The sequence below is a fragment of the Agriterribacter sp. genome (assembly GCF_035497235.1).
Classification (GTDB): Bacteria; Bacteroidota; Bacteroidia; order Chitinophagales; family Chitinophagaceae; genus Agriterribacter.
Map to the genome: position 1 here is coordinate 22,652 of NZ_DATJEB010000061.1, position 16,568 is coordinate 39,219.

The window sequence follows — 16,568 nt, forward strand, 5'->3', positions numbered from 1 at the left end:
AAAGCCCATCGGCAGGGCAGAGTTATCGCTGCACATATTTCATTAAAAAAGCTTCCGGTGTTAACACTTCGATCTGTGCAAAATAAAAATCATTCAGATCATTTGTTATCAGATGTCCACAGCCGGCATGCAACGCACAGTAATATTGCAGGGCGTCTTCAAAATCAGAGGCTTGTTTATTTTGAACAGCCATTTTTGCTTCTTTTTCCCCGCATTCGGCCACTTTCATATGCTCCAGTAAAAGCGCTACTTTATTACGGGCCATAGCAGTACCATGCTTTTTTTCAGCGAAATAAAAGGCAATGGCAAGACATACGGATGAAGTGATTAGCGTAAACTGGCTGTACCTGGTAAGGCTTAATAGCCTGGCTGTATAAGGGAACAGGGGATATTCTTTGTTTAATACGGAAACAAGAATATTGGCATCCAAAAAAACACGCATTATTTTTTCTTTCTGTTTTCAAAGAATGCTGCTTTTGTTTTTTTATTGCTCCTGGGCGTGATGATATATTCGGCCTCGCCCTCCGAAACCATGCTCACCCATTCATCAACAGGGAAATCTTCAATATTGTTATAGCCCCCACTGGTGAGCTTGCGAAGTAAGATTTCGGTAAGACGGCTAAGGCTTATTCCCTGGTCCTCTGCATATTCCTTTGCCTGCTTAATGATTTTTGCATCAAAACTTAAAGTGACCTTAGCATCCATAAAAAATTGCTTTACACGACAAAAATAAAAAAACTATACGTATAAAAATAATATTAGTAAAAATTAATACTTTTTCAAAGTGATGTTCCAGGTTGCCCCACTTCCTATCTTATATTTTTCAGAAAAATTTCCCATATTAATTGCCAGGGCAATATTCATCAGGCTGTTCATATAAATCAAAGCATCATTTTCTCCTGCTTCCCCAAAGGCCCGCATATAGGGAAGGTTGCCTGCATACACCAATAAATCGTTATGTGTGATTTTTACTTCCAGTGTATCGTTATACCTTACCTGTAACTTTTTGAATACCGAAGTATCTATATCCGTCCATACATTTCCATATTGTGGATCAAGCACCGGAATGTTTCCTTTAATTGCCCTATTCTCATAAACGGGTTGCTGGTAGGGCAGCATAACTACACCTGCCGGAAGCTTAGGCCCCACTTCTTCAAAACTTATTTTTCCGGCCGCCAGCTTTGCGGCGGTATACGCAAAAATATCACGTCCGTGAAAAGTGTAAGAATCTGCTGAACCCGGCCGCCTGTTCAATATTTCATCAATTTGCCGGACCTGCACTACGCCCATTTTTTGAGCAACCCATGTTAAAGAGCCATTATCCGGACTAACAAAATAATGCCCGGTAAGTGTTTTTAATACTACGGGTTTACGTGCTGTACCTACACCCGGATCTACCACAGACACAAAGATGGTTCCCCGGGGCCAATAGGGCGCGGTTTGCTGAAGGCGGTAGGCTGCTTCCCCAATATTATAAGAAGGGATTTCATGTGTAAGATCAAACACGGGAATGGCAGGTGAGGTTTCAAAAATCACTCCCTTCACTTCGGCTACGGCGCCGTCTTTTACACCAAAATCGGTTTGCAAAACAATAGCGGGCGTTTGCTTTTTTGTGCAACTCAATAATAGCAGGACAATAACAGATAATAATAAATATCGCATGGGTTAAGAGATGTCTTCATTTTTATCACGACTTACCAGCAGGCAATAATCGTGTTCAATAGAAAGGTAACCGTATTCGTAGCAAAAATAATAAGTTAATCCTTTTTTAGTAGTATAGGTATGGGTGATAAAATGGAAGTTAAATCCTTTTTCGGCGAGCTTTTTTTTCGGCGCTTTGGCAATTTCCTTTCCGTTCGGTATCAGCATTTCCAATATCCGCCTGTTCTTTCGCAGAATGCTGTTAACGTTGCGAACGAAATTGGGGGTTTGGCTATAGCGCTTATTGTTGTGTGCATTGCGGCACCAGTCATCGCAGAACTTTTTATCAATCCTGCCTTTAACCGGCTTACCACAATACAGGCAATATACCTGTTGTGGGGTGTCTGACATAGGTTTCCGTTTTAGAAATGGGGTGTTTTTTATTTACTGTATTCCGGGAATACTAATAAAATTAAGTTTTTAAGTGCACATTTTCACAAGAAATCTGCATCCGATTATCCGTTTTTAAGCGCTTATAAACGACTATAAACGGTTTTAAGCGACTATATACCGACTATCGTTTTTGAGCAGATGCATCTTTGTAAGGTTAAACGGGAAAGCGCTTTTACCAGGAAACCCATAAAAACCCCGGAAAGGGAATACGCATTTAAAACAATTAAAAATTAGTATTATGAACACTTTACAAAACAAAGTACAACTGATCGGCAACCTGGGTAACAACCCGGATGTTCGCAACACAGAATCAGGAAAGAAAATGGCACGCGTATCTATTGCTACTAATGAAAACTACCGTAACGCTAAAGGCGAGACCGTGAAAGAAACGCAATGGCATAATGCGATAGCATGGGGTAAAAACGCGGAACTCATAGAAAAATATCTTACCAAAGGTAGTCAGGTAGCTGTTGAGGGAAAATTAGTGAACCGTAATTATGTAGATAAGGACGGCATTAAAAGATATACTACGGAAGTGCAGGTAAATGACATATTATTTCTGAGCAGTAAGAACAACGCGAAATAAGCCTGTAATTATCCGGGCAGGAAGGCCGCTGTAACAGTGGCCTTTTTTTATGACCGGTGTAACCAGCATCCGTATAATTTTTGCTTATGCGGCGATGCGGTTTTGCACTTTTAATTATTAATGGGCAGATTCTTTTCAAAATCGAATAATGTTACCCTACGGATGTCATAATAAGATTGCCAATATTGCTGTAGCATGCGAACATAATCTACTACCGCATTATCCTTTGCTTCCTGCGCCAGGCCAAGATCTGTAATACTTATTTTGCCCAGCATATACCTGTTGCGGGCTACCTCATATCTTTTTTGGGCGATCGTGTCGCTTTTAGCGGATATAACCAATGCAGATTGCAACTGCAGGAACTGGTTAACCGTATTTTCAATTTCGAGCTCAAATGATTTTTTCTGAAAAGCGATCTGAGCCTGCGCTGATTCTAAATTAGCTTTGCTGGAAGCGATATCGTGTCTGTTCTTCCCAAATCCAAACAGGGGTAAAGAATAGCCAATATTTACCTGTTGAAAATTCAATGGATTTTGATAGGCTCCCGACAGCGTCATAGCGGTTTGATTTAATCCATAGCTGAGCATGATATTGCCGCTGGCAAAGGCATTAGACTGACTTTGCCTTACCTGCCTCCTGGCATTGTTCTCCTGCAAATCAAACCCCAGTATATCACTGCGATTGTTTTTGGCTTCTTCCACAGCGCGTTGCATATCTACCGGAAATACAGGCGCGTCTGTTACCGGCACCAGCTCAAACTCCGTATTACTGTCTAAATTCAAAAGATTAGCCAGCCGTTTTGCACTTGCCTTCACATTTACTTCTCCCTGGGTTACCGCGTTGCGGGCATTCATTAACTGGAGTTCAACCTGCAGCAATTCATTTTCAGCTATTCGTCCCACATTAAAACGACCTGTAGATATTTTATACAGGGTATCATTTACCTGCACGTTCTGACGTGCATTGTTCAATACCATATTGGAAACATACAGATCGAAATAGGCGGCTGTTATTTGTCCGGATAAATTTTCATATAATTCGATCTGTTGCTTGGTAGCCTGCTTCATCCGGAGTTTTTCCTGCTCAAAATTCCATTTAACCGTATTAAATAAGCTTAAAGGCTGAATGATCCCCACCTGGAAAGGAGCCGTTTGCCATTGGCGCTGGTCGAGCCCTGTACCTTTATTGGTAAACAGGTTGGCGCCGGATGAAACAAATATGTTACCGCCGGTCCAAAAAATATTTTGTGTTAATGTAAGATTACTACCCAGTATGGAACGCCGCACCGATTGCACCTTATAAGAACCATCCGGCTGAGTGATATTCAGCAGGGAGCGGTCGTAAGACGGCAATGTGCCATCCAGGCTTAGCTGTGGCTTAAGGGATGCCTTAAAAGAATTGTAGCGGTGTACATAACTGCTGTAGTTGGCTTCAATTTGTTTAGCCAGTAAACTTTGCCCTCTGGCCACACCAATAGCTTCCTGCAGAGATAAGGTCATTTTATTTTGCGACAGCACAGGCCGGCAAAAGCACATTACCGCAACAGTTAAGTATAAAGCAGGTTTCAATGACATAATATTTTGATGGTTTAGAAATCACTTCAGAAAAGAGAAACAGGATATGCCTGCTTTAATCAGACCGTAATGATACCACAGGATCACTTTTGGCTGCACGGCGGGCAGGCAGTATTCCAAATATTAAACCCACAGCAATAGATATGGTAAATGAAATAATAATAGACGCTGGTGAAATGATCGTTTGTATTCCTGTTGCACTCCGGATCAGCAAACTGGTGGTAACACCCAATATAACGCCTATCGCACCTCCTGTAACGCTTATGCTTACCGCCTCTCCCAGGAACTGCATCACCACATCTCTTTTGGTTGCCCCGAGGGCCAGCCGCAAACCAATTTCACGAGTTCTTTCCAGCACTGATGCCAGCATAATATTCATAATGCCTATGCCTCCAACGATTAAGGAAATAGAAGCAATGATGGCCAATACCACGTTAAAAAGCGCTTTTGTTTTTTGTTCCTGTTTCAATAAAAGTTCAGGCACCACAATTTCATAATCCTCTACCTGCTGGTGCCTTCTTGAAAGCAGGCGGCTCAATATTTCTACCGTTGGCATTACCATCTCACTTTCAGCAACGTGTACCACTATCCTATCTAATTGGTTATAGTTAGAAGGGGCCTGATTTCTCCTGTTGCGCATCATTCTTATTTTACCCGTAGTTACTAATGAACGGTTGGTATAACGGATGAGCATGGTATTAACCGGCAGATAAACCTCGTTGTTGAGGTTACGGATAGACAGCTTCTCCACATCTTTATCAGCAACGTTCTTATTGCCTAATACTCCTATAATTAAAAGCCAGGTATTGCCGCACTTTAAGTATTGACCTATAGGATCCTCGCCCGCAAAAAGTTTTGTTTTAATATTCTTTCCTATTACGCAAACTGGCTCCGCGTTTTCCATCTGCTGATCTGAAAAAAAGCTGCCTTCGGAAAGTGTTATGCCCGTTGTTTCAAAATAATAGTTCTGTACGCCAATTAATTTGCCCTTCATGTTTAACCCGTTAAACATAAATTGCGTTTGCTGCTCAATTTCAGGACTCACAAACTTAATCGTACTGATATTACGCATAATATCATCCGCATCGTCCATACTTAAACCGGGAGAGAAATTCTTTTTATCCTGGGGTTCTTTACTGTTAGAAGATGTTGCATCATCTCCGGAACCTGCGTTATCGCTATTTTTCCGCGACTGATCTTCCATCTTTGATTTGATAATAACATTATTGGAGCCTACCTGTTTAATTTGCTCCAATATTTCTTTTTCTGCTCCTTTGCCAATGGCCAGCATAGCAATAACGGAAGCTACGCCGAATATGATGCCCAGGGATGTAAGTATAGCCCTGAACCTGTTTTGGAATAAAGCCCGGATACCAATATCGAAGTTGAATATAATCCGTTGTAATCGCATGCTGCAAGAAGAGTGGTTAATGAAATATCAGTTCACAATAATTATTCCGCTGTTGGCTCTCCCTCACTGGGTTTTACTTTCCTTACCAGCCTGCTCTTTCAATCGTTTGGCTTCAGTGGTATCAATACTAATTAATTGTTTTGGTTTTATTTCCGCGGTTGAATCCGGCTTAAACATTTTTAGTCCGGTTGTGTCAGACGGAAGGCTGTGATAAACCCTGTCGCCTTGCTTCAGCCCGTTTGAAATAAGCGCATTACTTTCATTAACCGTATATACTTTTACGTATTGTTTCACCAGGCTGCCATCCGTTCTTTTAAAAATGAAGCTTCCGTTCGCATCGTTGTATATGGCCTCCAGGGGTACCTGCAGTGCGTCTTTATATTTCTCGGTTGCAATTTTGCAACTCACCGTCATCGCGGGTTTTAAAATAGGGTCTTCGGTAAGCACATCAATCAACACTTCAAAAACCTTGGCATCGCTGTTCGGTTTTTCTTCGCCAATATTGGCAACACTTTTTACTATACCTTTTAATTTTTTATCCGTAGCGGCATCCAAACCAATATCAACTGCCTGCCCCACTTTTACTTTTTGTATATCCACCTCATTTACATAAGTAAGCGCTTCCATTTGCGTAAGGTCTGGTAATGTTGCCAGTGTAGGGTTCCACAATTCAATTTGGGTGCCTACGCTTTTCTTTTGTCCGTTCCAGTTTTTATCATATACCAGCATCCCGCTTTTTGGCGCACTGATGGTAAGCTGGCTCAAAATACTGGTAAGTCCTTCCATGTAGTTCGTTAACTGTTTCAGATCCGAACCCAGGATCTGCATTTTGGTTTGCGTTTGAATTTGTTTGGTTTTGTAATTATCCTTTTTTTGCCTGAGCGTCCGTTCCGCTTTTTCGTATTCTAATTGTACTCTTTTTATTTCGGCAGGCGCTTCATAGCGGGACTGTTCTTTTTCCAGCACCTTTTGTTCCAGGTCAAAGCCAAGGTTTACAATTTCATCGCGCAGGGTTCTCAATTCCATCATCGTATCAAGCGAAGCCTGCTTTATCTCAGCGTTCTTTTTATCAATATTGAGCTGCTGATCTTTTATTTTATTCAGTACATCTGAGTTATCCAGCGACACCACAAACGCTCCTTCTTTTACCAATGTACCTTCCGGCACCATATCGGCAATTTTGATCTGGTAAATACCCAGTTGCTGCAGCTTGGTGGGGGCAGAAATACGGGTCATGCTTTTAGAGCGTAACTCACCCGTAGTAAGGATGTTTACTTCAAAATCATTTTTATTTACTTCAACCAGTATATCCCTGTTAATTTTCTTGTCGCGGAAAAAAAACGCGTAAGCAGTGGCTGATGCTATCAATAGTATGCCTATTGATATAAGAATTCGTTTGATGGTCATACGAAGGTTTCGCTTGTTAGAGTGTTAGGAATTTTAAAACTAAACCTATAGTTTTAAAACTTCATGAATTGCGTGTTAAATAAAACAAAAATAAATACTAACGGATGGATGCAGGAAAGTTAAAATTCCATAAAATTATTTTCATTTTATGGGAATTGTTGAATTTTATTCAATAGTTGAGGTGGAAGAACTTATGCCTGGGATTGCCATTAAGCACCGTCCCTCGCCACCGCGATGAGAGGCCCGCCGGACGGGCAGGGAAAGAGCCCACCCGAACAACGTTTAGTCGGGCGGGGTGAGGCGCTACTTCATATTTTCAATGACCATAGCGCTTGCTCCGCCGCCGCCATTACAAATACCCGCGGCGCCGTACTTCGCGTTATTTTGTTTGAGTACTTGAATGAGGGTAACAATAATCCTGGCGCCGCTGGCGCCTAACGGATGACCAAGTGCAACCGCTCCCCCATTTACATTTACGGTTGCGGGATCGAGCTGCATTCTCCTGCTGTTTTCAATACCTACTACGCTAAAGGCCTCGTTTAATTCCCAGTAACTAATGTCTTTCATTTGCAGGCCTGCTTTAGCCACCGCTTTAGGCACCGCTATGGATGGAGTAGTGGTAAACCATTCGGGCGCCTGTTCCGCATCGGCATAAGAAAGTATCCGGGCAATGGGCTTCAAACCCAATGCGTCTGCTTTTTCTTTGCTCATTAATACCAGTGCGGCGGCGCCATCATTTAATGTACTTGCATTGGCCGCTGTTACAGTTCCGCCTTTCTGAAAAGCTGGTTTAAGCGAAGTTATTTTATCAAACTTCACATTAAACGGCTCTTCATCTTCTGTAATTAAAACAGGGTCGCCTTTTCGCTGTGGCACTTCCACGGGTATGATTTCATTGGCAAAATAATTTTTTTCCCAGGCCTGCTGGCTGCGCTTATAGCTTTCTATAGCAAATGCATCCTGCTCTTCACGGCTGATGCCACATACGCCTGCACATAACTCGGCCGCATTGCCCATTGCTTTACCATCATATACATCCGTTAATCCGTCTTTTGCCAAACTATCTATCAGCGCCGTATTACCATATTTATTACCCCATCGCATCTGCTCAATATAAAAAGGCGCGTTACTCATACTCTCCATGCCGCCGGCCACCACAATATCGGCATCGCCCAGCGCTATACTCTGCGCCGCCAGCGCAATGGACTTCATACCACTGGCACATACTTTATTAATGGTTGTACAGTTTACTTCATCGGGCAACCCTGCAAACTTAGCCGCCTGCCTGGCGGGCGCCTGTCCCAGGTTCGCCTGTATTACACAGCCCATCAGCACATCCTGCACCTGCTCCGGCGCAATACCCGCTTTTTGCACAGCGCCTTTAATAACCGCGGCTCCTAATTTTGTAGCAGACAAGTCCTTCATTGAACCGCCAAAGCTGCCAATAGGTGTTCGCACCGCTGAGATGATTACCACTTCTTTCATAAATAGGTTCAATTAGATTATCAAAGATAGCAAAAGAAAAAGGTTGACTTTTATTGTCAACCTTTTAAATCATCTGCGGTGAGGGCGGAATTACTCACATTATCCCTTACGCCTGCGGCGGGGGGGCTTAAATCAAACAAAGCCGGCGCTATACGCCTTTCATTTTTATTTTCATCCGCTTACAAAGCAAGCTTTGAACGCTCCTGAAAACAAAAATGCCCCTCATGGGGGCTTTGTTTGATTTGCGGTGAGGGCGGGATTCGAACCCGCGGTACAGAGTTACCCGTACGGCAGTTTAGCAAACTACTGATTTCAGCCACTCATCCACCTCACCTGTTGCTGAAAGGACGGCAAAAATAGGGGGATTCATCAAAAAACCCAAATATTAAAACCGTATTACTTTAAAATCTTTATATCCTTTTACTATACCCTCTTTTACCACTACTTCTTTTACTTCGGCACGCGGCGAACCATAATAACACCAGGTAATTAAAGTATGCACGGCTTCCTCCTCTCCTTCCGCAATTAACAGCACGGAACCATCGGGCATATTCTTTACCTCTCCGTGTATGCCTAACCGTTCGCACTGTTCCCTGGCGCTGCCCCTGTAAAACACGCCCTGCACTTTTCCTGTTATGCTTATCATCCTGTTTATGATCATGCCCGGAATTTTATTTGTACGCTAAAATAAAAAACCCCGGAATAATCACGGGGTTATTATTAATCGGTGCAAATATTTTTACATGGCAGCCAGTTGTACTTTCTGTTGCAATTCCACCACACTTTCCCTGAACAATCCATCCGTATCCATCAGGTCCTTCACGGTTTGGCAGGAGTGAATAACAGTAGTATGATCTCTTCCCCCAAAATGCTCCCCAATTGTTTTCAAAGAGTTTTTTGTGAATTGTTTGGCAAGATACATGGTAATTTGACGCGCCTGCACGATTTCCCTTTTACGGGTTTTTTGAAGCAGCCGTTCATAAGGAAGATTAAAGTAATCGCAAACCATTTTCTGGATGGTTTCGATCGTGATTTCCCTGGATGATGTTTTTACAAAATTACGCAGTACTTTTTTTGCCAATTCGAGATCTATTTCCCTTTTGTTGAGCGAAGACTGTGCCAAAAGAGAAATTAAAGCGCCTTCGAGTTCCCTTACATTACTTTGAATATTGTATGCAATATATTTAACTACCTCTTTGGGCATTTCCAGCCCGTCATTCTTCATCTTCTTTTCCAGGATGTCCATCCTGGTTTCATAATCAGGCAACTGCATATCAGCACTCAGTCCCCAGCGAAAACGGCTCAGCAATCTTTCCTGTACGCCCTCCAGGTCTTTGGGCGATTTATCGGAAGTGAGGATAAGCTGTTTACCGCTCTGGTGCAAATGATTAAAAATAGCGAAAAGTGCGTCCTGCGATTTTTCGGCACGGTTAAAAAATTGCACATCATCCACAATCAGTACATCAATCATCTGGTAGAAATGAATGAAATCATTGATGGCATTATTGCGGCTGTGATCCTGGAACTGGTTAATGAATTTTTCTGAGCTTACATATAACACTACTTTGTGTGCATGAAGCCGTTTTACATCGTTGCCTATGGCCTGTGCCAAATGTGTTTTACCTAATCCAACACCGCCATATACTACCAGCGGGTTAAAGGAAGTAGATCCCGGTTTTTCAGCAACAGTTTTACCTGCCCTCCGGGCTACGCGATTACAATCGCCTTCAATAAAAGATTCAAATGTATAGATAGGATTGAGCTGCGAATCAATCTGCATCTTTTTCAATCCCGGAATTACAAATGGATTTTTTACCGGATTATTTATAACCAAAGGGAAGTCCATTTCGTTATTCGAGTATGTTTTAAAACCATGTCCGGGAACATCCATGGTAAGTGGTTTGTTTTTGTCGTTACCACTATCCATCATTATACGATATTCCAGCCTTGCTTCTTTTCCTAATTCTCTCTTCAAAGTCTTTGCCAATAAATTTACATAATGCTCTTCCAAGTATTCATAAAAGAATTGGCTGGGTACCTGTATCGTTAAAATTTTATCTTTCAGCGCCACAGGCTTAATGGGTTCAAACCAGGTTTTAAAATGCTGCCATTCTACAATATCTTTTATAATGCCAAGACAATTGAGCCATACTTTATCATGCGTTTTATCCATTATCCGTAAAGCAGTTTATATATTGAATTAAGTATATTATAGTTTGAAAGGTTTTTCCATTTTTTTAATGTGAATAACTCATCAAAAAAAAGCAGGGCAGGGCGGCGAATATCAACATTTCCTGTTGAAAAAAAAATTTTTTATTCACTTGATTTTTCGGCAATAACAACAGTACGCGTATTTGCCAAATTTTTACTTTTATTCTTCTCAAAAATAAAATCAAGGATGCCTGATTCATCGTGTTGCCTTCCCGGCATTTATATCCTGCATGCCCTTTATGTACACTATCGCCATAAGGTTTTAAGAACGCAGCCAGGCTGCTATCCGGTTTGGCCGGACTGTTTACCCGGAATCTGTATATTGAACTGATTGTGGTTGGTAAGAAAGCCGGCAGGATGCTGTAAAAATGAAGATTGCTACAGGTACGTAAATACTTTTTTTCATTTGTACAGCTTTTCACTTGCCTGAAGGAAGGTAGATTTTTTTTGCACAAAAACAAAAACAAAATTTCAAAAACATCAGTCAGTTATAACTGCTACATTTGCCCTTCAAATATTTATAATGAGCTACGAACTAACCGGCAAATTAATAGCCAAATCAGATACAGTGCAGCGTACTGCAACATTTAAAACCCGTGAATTTGTGATTGAAAAAACGGAAGACATTGGAGGAAGGTTGATTACCAATTATGCCAAATTTCAATGTGTGCAGGATAAAACCAGTATGCCCGACCGCTTTAGCATTGGCGAAACAGTAAAAGTACATTTTAATATAAAAGGCAGCAAATGGGAAAAGAACGGGCAGGTGAATTATATAACTAATCTTGACGCATGGAGAATGGAAACAATTAATTTGCAACAGGAGGAACCGGTTACCACTGCAAATGATTATACCCCTGGTGAAATTCCGTCTTCTGTTGCGGGAGATGATCTGCCTTTTTAAAACAACTGCCGGTAAAACAAATTGAGTTTTAGGATAAACACCTGACCTCTTATTTATGCAAAAAAAAATAGTGCTCCGCCTGCTTCCTTCGCAGGCAGCCGCGGAATCGCTGATCAAAGAACAGATCGCTGCCGGCGAAGGTATTACAGCTTCGGATGTTTCCGGATTTCATATACTTAAAAAATCTATTGATGCCAGGAGCAGGCAGGCATGGATAATGCTTACCGTTAACGCGTTCATCCGTGAACCTTTTCAGCAAAGACCGGTAGCCGGCTTTCATTTTAAAAGTGTAGAACACGCTCAAAAAAAAGTAGTTATTGTTGGCGCCGGTCCGGCCGGGTTATTTGCCGCTTTGCAACTGATAGAAAAAGGTATACAACCTGTTATACTGGAAAGAGGGAAAGATGTAAGAGCAAGGAGGAGGGATCTTGCCGTGCTGAATAAGGAAGGCATTATAAATTCAGAAAGCAATTATTGCTTTGGAGAAGGCGGAGCAGGCACTTACAGCGATGGTAAACTATATACCCGCAGCAATAAGCGTGGCAATATTAACAGGATACTTAACCTGTTTGTTCACTTTGGCGCCGAAGAAAATATTTTGTATGATGCGCATCCCCATATCGGTACCAATAAACTCCCGCATATTATTGCCGCCATGCGCCATACCATACAGGATTGCGGCGGTATATTTTTGTTTGAGAAAAAAGTAACGGATTTTATTATTGATGAAAATGCCGTTAAAGCTGTAAAAACAGCCGATGAAAATGTATTTGAAGCAGATGCGTTTATATTAGCCACGGGGCATTCGGCAAGAGATATATACCATTTACTGCACCAGAAAAAAATACATATTGAGCTAAAACCTTTTGCATTAGGCGTACGCATCGAACATCCCCAGCAACTTATTGATCAGATACAGTATCACTCATCTTCCGGCACAGGATCCTTTAATCTGCCGCCCGCCTCGTACAGCTTGGTAACGCAGGCAAACCAGCGCGGAGTATTTTCATTTTGCATGTGCCCGGGAGGCATTATTGCACCGGCAGCTACAGGCCCGGGTGAACTGGTAGTAAACGGATGGAGCCCGTCTAAACGAAATAACCCTTATGCCAATAGCGGTATTGTGGTTACCGTAGAAGAAAAAGACGTACAGGCCTTTAAAAAGCATGGCGCACTGGCGGCAATGTATTTCCAGGAAAGCATAGAAAGAAAGGCTTATGCTGCCGGGGGCGGTCAATTTACAGCGCCTGCGCAGCGCATGGTTGATTTTGCTGAAAATAAAGCTTCTTCAACCCTCCCCCGCTGTTCTTATTTACCGGGCGTAACAGCCACATCGCTAACAACTGTTTTACCCGCATTCATTTATCACACACTACAGCAGGGACTCATGGCCTTTGGCAAAAAAATGAAGGGCTATTACAGTAATGAAGCCATTGTTGTGGCAACAGAAAGCCGCACTTCATCACCCGTTCGTATACCACGAGATAAGGCAGGGCTTCACCACCCGCAAATACATAATCTATACCCCTGCGCCGAAGGAGCCGGCTTTGCGGGGGGGATAGTAAGCGCGGCGATGGATGGCGAAAAAGTAGCGCATGTAATATCCGAAAAGTGGGGGTTATGAGACAGGCAGTGGGTTGCAGGCTGCAGGAAAACATGACGCGGGGTAAAATTCTTTTGCCATACCAAAACTTTTTAAAATCTTTACGCCCTGGTTGCCATCTTATAACTTTCTTTTCATACCTCTGTAATAAAATTTAACCAGGCGCAACTAATACTTAGATATGCAGCACATTTTAGAAGTTCATGAGCTTAAGAAATATTTTGCTACACAAAAAGCGGTAGATGATGTTAGCTTTAATATAGAAAGGGGCGCAATATTTGGCATGCTGGGTCCCAATGGCGCAGGTAAAACCACCTTACTCAGGATGATAACGGGAATATTTTTCCCCGATAGCGGCGCTATTACTTTTGAGGGAAAAAAATTTGATCCTATCAATGATATCATACGGATAGGTTATATGCCCGAAGAAAGAGGATTGTATAAAAAAATGAAGATTGGCGAACAGGCATTATACCTTGCCCGGCTGAAAGGCTTAAGCAAAGCGGAAGCTATGGAAAAAATAAAATTCTGGTTTCAGCGCTTAGAAATGGAAAGCTGGTGGAACAAAAAGGTGCAGGACCTGAGCAAGGGCATGAGCCAGAAATTACAGTTTGTTACCACGGTGCTCCACGAGCCCGCACTCATTATTTTAGATGAACCCTTCAGCGGACTTGACCCCGTGAACGCCAATTTAATAAAAGATGAAATATTCAGGCTGGCAAAAAATGGCAGCACCATTATTTTCAGTACGCATCGCATGGAGCAGGTGGAAGAGATCTGCGACCATATTATTCTTATTAATAAGGGAAATAAAATATTAGACGGCTCCGTAAAAAATGTGAAGCAGGCGTTTAAAGAAAATCTCTTCCAGGTTGGTTTTGAAAAAATGCCGGATGGTATAACCAGTAATACCATTTTTGATGTGACTGGTGAAAAAGAACAGGGATTGATACTAAAAATACATGAAGGGTATAAACCGCACGATGTGTTACAGTATTTATTGGCCCAGCGGCACGAGATCGTATCATTTAACGAAATACTCCCCTCATTAAATGATATTTTTATAAGGCTGGTTGAAGGCACTCCGCTGGCCCGTGAATTTCAACCTGTTAACGCCTCTGCATAAAAACAGCCCTTTCAACATAATATTACAATCCGGTAAAGCATATGAATAAAATCCGCCTGATAATAGAAAGAGAGTATATGACCAGGGTAAAAAGAAAATCTTTTTTACTCACCACCCTTCTTGTACCTGTAGTAATTGTAGCTTTTTACGCCATCATTATAGCCGTTTCCATTAGCGGTGAAAGCAATACACAAAGAGTAGCTATCCTTGATGAAGCCAACCTGTTTAATGGTAACATGGAAGCGGGGAAAGGTGACAAATCAACCTATACCTTTATTCACAATGAAACGGAACAAAGCTTTAAACCGAGGTATAAAAACGAAGGCTACACCCTTTTTTTGTATATACCCGAATTTAGTGGAAGCGATCTTCCTCATATAAAACTGCACAGCCAGGCAGCTGTAAACCTGTTTGTAAAATCGGCACTGGAAAAAAAGATCAACGGAGCGGTTGAAAAAAAACGATTGACCGCTGCAAATATTGATCCGGAGATATATAAGAACATAAAAGCCGATATTGAAATTGAAAATGCTATAGATTCCGGCAAAGGCGAAAAGAAAAGCATTGCCGGCGTGGCATACGCCGTTTCGTTTATTGCAGGCATTCTTATTTACATGATTTTGCTGATATACGGCACCATGGTAATGCGCGGCGTTATGGAAGAAAAAACCAACCGCATTGCCGAAGTTATTGTAAGTTCTGCCAAACCCTTTCAGCTCATGCTTGGAAAAATAATTGGCATTGGCGCCGTTGGCTTAACACAGTTTGCTATATGGATAGTGGTCATGGGCTTACTTCAGTTCATTATTCCTTTACTTTTTCCTGATGTATTTCATCAATTATCCGATCCTGCTGTAGCCGGCGCCGCGGCACAACGGGCAAGCGCAGGAAAAATAGCTGACATTATTGAAGGCATAAGGTCGCTCCCTATAGCACTGATCCTTTTTTCTTTTATCTTTTATTTTCTCGGAGGCTATTTACTGTACGCCGCCCTGTTTGCCGCAATAGGCAGTGTGGTGAGCGAAGATCAGCAGGAAGCCCAGCAGTTGGTCTTTCCCGTTATGATGCCGCTTATCCTGGGTTTTGTTATCATGACCAAAGCCATCAATGACCCCGACAGTGGCATAGCTGTTTTTGGAAGCCTGTTTCCGCTTACCTCGCCTATTGTAATGATGGGCAGGGTTACCTATGGTGTGCCCTGGTGGCAGTTAGGACTTTCCATGCTTTTATTAGTATTAACTTTTTTATTCTTTACCTGGGTTACCGCAAAAATTTACCGCACAGGTATTTTGCTTTATGGCAAAAAGGTTACATGGAGGGAAATGTGGAGATGGCTGGTACGGAAGGGATAGAAAGACTACCGGATTTCTGATTTGAGATTTATGATTTGATGTACTGGCTGGTAAACAGGCTGCACAATAAAAATTGCCACTAACAAAAGCATAGGCCGATGTTAGTGGCAATTAAGTATTTCCGGAGCGGAATGGAAGATGAGCAGCTATTATTTAATAACACCACATCCAATCCTCGATCCCGCATTACCTGTTGGCTGCGTAGTATAATCGTCAACACCACCATGCACAATAAGCGCTTTATCCAAAATATTTTTTTCAGCATTTCCGCCTAATGTCCATAAATCTGTTTCCAGTGTGAGCGTACCTTTTCCCTGCGCGTCTAATTGAACATTCCCTATATCGCCCGAATGAAAACCGGCGCTTCCCCATTTACCATGCTGCTGGTTTGTTGGATTCCAATGACCATGAGACATTTTTCCATTATCACCGCAATCGCCATGTTCATGAATATGAACGGCTACACTTTTCCCTGCCTTGGCAGGAATGGTGATTTCCAGTTCTAACTTTACTTTGCCATTCTCATCCGCGTCAAATTTTGCTGTTCCGGATACGGTTGTATCGGCGTACGTTCCTGCCAGAACAGCTTCAGCGTGTTTTACCAAAGGAACAGACGCAGTATCATTCATTGAATGGCTGTGCGATTCGGGAACCTGGGCGCTATCAGAAGCCGGTTTGTTGTCTGCCGGGCTATTACAGGAAAATACCAGGGCAAGTACAGGCAGAAGCGCTGCCAGATACAGGGAGCGCCTGCTAATGGAATAAAAATTCATAAATAAACATTTTTTAAAATTATAAAACAAGTACAAAGCTAC

General features: G+C 42.1%; 16 protein-coding genes and 1 tRNA gene. 5 read left to right on the top strand and 12 right to left on the bottom strand.

The features are described from left to right. Positions 1–22: 22 nt before the first annotated feature. The 4 genes from VL121_RS21430 to VL121_RS21445 form a co-directional block, all read right to left on the bottom strand. On the bottom strand, positions 23–442 hold the full coding sequence (locus VL121_RS21430) for a type II toxin-antitoxin system VapC family toxin (RefSeq protein ID WP_325408661.1): 420 nt from the start codon (positions 440–442) through the stop codon (positions 23–25). After that, positions 442–705, bottom strand: coding sequence for a DUF6364 family protein (locus tag VL121_RS21435; RefSeq protein WP_325408662.1), 264 nt, complete (start codon positions 703–705; stop codon positions 442–444). Before VL121_RS21435 ends, VL121_RS21430 begins: the two co-directional genes overlap by 1 nt. A gap of 63 nt (positions 706–768) precedes the next feature. Then, on the bottom strand, positions 769–1,662 hold the full coding sequence (locus tag VL121_RS21440) for an SAM hydrolase/SAM-dependent halogenase family protein (protein WP_325408663.1): 894 nt from the start codon (positions 1,660–1,662) through the stop codon (positions 769–771). A gap of 3 nt (positions 1,663–1,665) precedes the next feature. Then, positions 1,666–2,052: a hypothetical protein gene (locus tag VL121_RS21445; RefSeq protein ID WP_325408664.1), complete on the bottom strand. Its 387-nt coding sequence runs from the start codon at positions 2,050–2,052 to the stop codon at positions 1,666–1,668. Between the two features lie 280 nt (positions 2,053–2,332). Between VL121_RS21445 and VL121_RS21450 the strand changes: the two genes are divergently transcribed. Then, the gene (locus tag VL121_RS21450; protein WP_325408665.1) at positions 2,333–2,680 is read left to right on the top strand and encodes a single-stranded DNA-binding protein; all 348 of its coding nucleotides are present in this window, start codon (positions 2,333–2,335) and stop codon (positions 2,678–2,680) included. Positions 2,681–2,790: 110 nt separating this feature from the next. On the opposite strand, the gene VL121_RS21455 is transcribed toward VL121_RS21450, so the two are convergent. The 7 genes from VL121_RS21455 to dnaA form a co-directional block, all read right to left on the bottom strand. Then, entirely contained in the window at positions 2,791–4,254 is a 1,464-nt protein-coding gene (locus VL121_RS21455; protein ID WP_325408666.1) for a TolC family protein, read from the bottom strand. Between the two features lie 55 nt (positions 4,255–4,309). Beyond that, the gene (locus VL121_RS21460) at positions 4,310–5,665 is read right to left on the bottom strand and encodes an ABC transporter permease (protein ID WP_325408667.1); all 1,356 of its coding nucleotides are present in this window, start codon (positions 5,663–5,665) and stop codon (positions 4,310–4,312) included. A 63-nt stretch (positions 5,666–5,728) separates the two neighbouring features. After that, complete coding sequence (locus VL121_RS21465; RefSeq protein WP_325408668.1) at positions 5,729–7,072, bottom strand: efflux RND transporter periplasmic adaptor subunit; 1,344 nt, start codon at positions 7,070–7,072, stop codon at positions 5,729–5,731. Positions 7,073–7,375: 303 nt separating this feature from the next. Then, complete coding sequence (locus tag VL121_RS21470) at positions 7,376–8,557, bottom strand: acetyl-CoA C-acyltransferase (protein ID WP_325408669.1); 1,182 nt, start codon at positions 8,555–8,557, stop codon at positions 7,376–7,378. Between the two features lie 245 nt (positions 8,558–8,802). Continuing rightward, positions 8,803–8,891, bottom strand: a tRNA-Ser gene (locus tag VL121_RS21475). Between the two features lie 51 nt (positions 8,892–8,942). Further along, positions 8,943–9,218 carry an acylphosphatase gene (locus tag VL121_RS21480; RefSeq protein ID WP_325408670.1) on the bottom strand — a complete coding sequence of 92 codons (276 nt, stop codon included), beginning with the start codon at positions 9,216–9,218 and terminating at the stop codon, positions 8,943–8,945. Positions 9,219–9,296: 78 nt separating this feature from the next. Beyond that, positions 9,297–10,730: a chromosomal replication initiator protein DnaA gene (gene dnaA / locus VL121_RS21485; protein ID WP_325408671.1), complete on the bottom strand. Its 1,434-nt coding sequence runs from the start codon at positions 10,728–10,730 to the stop codon at positions 9,297–9,299. A 561-nt stretch (positions 10,731–11,291) separates the two neighbouring features. Between dnaA and VL121_RS21490 the strand changes: the two genes are divergently transcribed. The 4 genes from VL121_RS21490 to VL121_RS21505 all read left to right on the top strand — a co-directional run bounded on the left by VL121_RS21490 (position 11,292) and on the right by VL121_RS21505 (position 15,753). Further along, complete coding sequence (locus tag VL121_RS21490; protein ID WP_325408672.1) at positions 11,292–11,672, top strand: DUF3127 domain-containing protein; 381 nt, start codon at positions 11,292–11,294, stop codon at positions 11,670–11,672. 55 nt (positions 11,673–11,727) lie between these two features. After that, positions 11,728–13,296 carry an NAD(P)/FAD-dependent oxidoreductase gene (locus tag VL121_RS21495; RefSeq protein ID WP_325408673.1) on the top strand — a complete coding sequence of 523 codons (1,569 nt, stop codon included), beginning with the start codon at positions 11,728–11,730 and terminating at the stop codon, positions 13,294–13,296. Positions 13,297–13,456: 160 nt separating this feature from the next. Further along, the gene (locus tag VL121_RS21500) at positions 13,457–14,401 is read left to right on the top strand and encodes an ABC transporter ATP-binding protein (protein WP_325408674.1); all 945 of its coding nucleotides are present in this window, start codon (positions 13,457–13,459) and stop codon (positions 14,399–14,401) included. 41 nt (positions 14,402–14,442) lie between these two features. Further along, complete coding sequence (locus tag VL121_RS21505; protein ID WP_325408675.1) at positions 14,443–15,753, top strand: ABC transporter permease; 1,311 nt, start codon at positions 14,443–14,445, stop codon at positions 15,751–15,753. Between the two features lie 149 nt (positions 15,754–15,902). On the opposite strand, the gene VL121_RS21510 is transcribed toward VL121_RS21505, so the two are convergent. Further along, on the bottom strand, positions 15,903–16,526 hold the full coding sequence (locus VL121_RS21510) for a superoxide dismutase family protein (RefSeq protein ID WP_325408676.1): 624 nt from the start codon (positions 16,524–16,526) through the stop codon (positions 15,903–15,905). Between the last annotated feature and the right edge of the window lie 42 nt (positions 16,527–16,568).

Excerpts from the sequence above, each read along its gene's own strand:
- VL121_RS21430 (WP_325408661.1), bottom strand. The coding sequence starts at position 442 with ATGCGTGTTTTTTTGGATGCCAATATTCTTGTTTCCGTATTAAACAAA.
- VL121_RS21435 (WP_325408662.1), bottom strand. The coding sequence starts at position 705 with ATGGATGCTAAGGTCACTTTAAGTTTTGATGCAAAAATCATTAAGCAG.
- VL121_RS21440 (WP_325408663.1), bottom strand. The coding sequence starts at position 1,662 with ATGCGATATTTATTATTATCTGTTATTGTCCTGCTATTATTGAGTTGC.
- VL121_RS21445 (WP_325408664.1), bottom strand. The coding sequence starts at position 2,052 with ATGTCAGACACCCCACAACAGGTATATTGCCTGTATTGTGGTAAGCCG.
- VL121_RS21450 (WP_325408665.1), top strand. The coding sequence starts at position 2,333 with ATGAACACTTTACAAAACAAAGTACAACTGATCGGCAACCTGGGTAAC.
- VL121_RS21455 (WP_325408666.1), bottom strand. The coding sequence starts at position 4,254 with ATGTCATTGAAACCTGCTTTATACTTAACTGTTGCGGTAATGTGCTTT.
- VL121_RS21460 (WP_325408667.1), bottom strand. The coding sequence starts at position 5,665 with ATGCGATTACAACGGATTATATTCAACTTCGATATTGGTATCCGGGCT.
- VL121_RS21465 (WP_325408668.1), bottom strand. The coding sequence starts at position 7,072 with ATGACCATCAAACGAATTCTTATATCAATAGGCATACTATTGATAGCA.
- VL121_RS21470 (WP_325408669.1), bottom strand. The coding sequence starts at position 8,557 with ATGAAAGAAGTGGTAATCATCTCAGCGGTGCGAACACCTATTGGCAGC.
- VL121_RS21480 (WP_325408670.1), bottom strand. The coding sequence starts at position 9,218 with ATGATCATAAACAGGATGATAAGCATAACAGGAAAAGTGCAGGGCGTG.
- dnaA (WP_325408671.1), bottom strand. The coding sequence starts at position 10,730 with ATGGATAAAACGCATGATAAAGTATGGCTCAATTGTCTTGGCATTATA.
- VL121_RS21490 (WP_325408672.1), top strand. The coding sequence starts at position 11,292 with ATGAGCTACGAACTAACCGGCAAATTAATAGCCAAATCAGATACAGTG.
- VL121_RS21495 (WP_325408673.1), top strand. The coding sequence starts at position 11,728 with ATGCAAAAAAAAATAGTGCTCCGCCTGCTTCCTTCGCAGGCAGCCGCG.
- VL121_RS21500 (WP_325408674.1), top strand. The coding sequence starts at position 13,457 with ATGCAGCACATTTTAGAAGTTCATGAGCTTAAGAAATATTTTGCTACA.
- VL121_RS21505 (WP_325408675.1), top strand. The coding sequence starts at position 14,443 with ATGAATAAAATCCGCCTGATAATAGAAAGAGAGTATATGACCAGGGTA.
- VL121_RS21510 (WP_325408676.1), bottom strand. The coding sequence starts at position 16,526 with ATGAATTTTTATTCCATTAGCAGGCGCTCCCTGTATCTGGCAGCGCTT.